The sequence below is a fragment of the Vibrio sp. 10N.222.49.C9 genome, assembly GCF_041474985.1.
Taxonomy (GTDB): Bacteria; Pseudomonadota; Gammaproteobacteria; order Enterobacterales; family Vibrionaceae; genus Vibrio; species Vibrio crassostreae_C.
The window spans coordinates 1-557 of record NZ_JBFRVD010000450.1 but is presented as its reverse complement, the minus strand read 5'-3'; the positions used below and the strand labels follow the sequence as shown (position 1 = coordinate 557).

Annotated in this window: 1 protein-coding gene; it reads right to left on the bottom strand. The window is 44.2% G+C overall.

What is annotated here, in order from left to right; genetic code table 11:
• Positions 1-357 precede the first annotated feature (357 nt).
• A partial coding sequence (locus AB4585_RS23940; RefSeq protein WP_372171250.1) for a hypothetical protein occupies positions 358-557 on the bottom strand: 200 nt, incomplete at its 5' end.

The window sequence follows — 557 nt, the reverse complement described above, 5'->3', positions numbered from 1 at the left end:
GGTGGATCAGTCGGTTCCTCATTCTCATCATCAGGCAACTCAGGTACGGTATCTTCCACATCATCACCTGACCCCAAATCACCGCCACCGCCAGAACCACCGCCACCACAGCCCAACAGACCAGCAACCATCAATGCCAGTAAAAGTTTTCTGTATTCCATTTCTATACTCGTAAGAACCAAACATTCCCCCAAGTATGAAGAGAGAATAAACACACAAAGCCATGTCATCCCCCTTTAAAAACCCAACACCACTGCAACTCACACCATTAAACTGCAACTCAAACGCTCACAAACACAAGCTCACAAATAGGGGAGGCGCACCATTGGAAACCCGACCATTTCCAGGTGGAAATTATTAAAAAACACCATGTAACCCTATGTTTTTAATGTGTTTTTTATTGGAAAGAAATGGACCACGATGCGCAAATCCCACACCATTTCCATGCGAGCATGACACCCCAACACCCCCATAAAAGTGCGAGGTATTACACAAAAAAGGAAGTTTTGCTCTTTTTTGTTGCTTTTCTTCCTTTTGCCAACCTATACTACATGCAT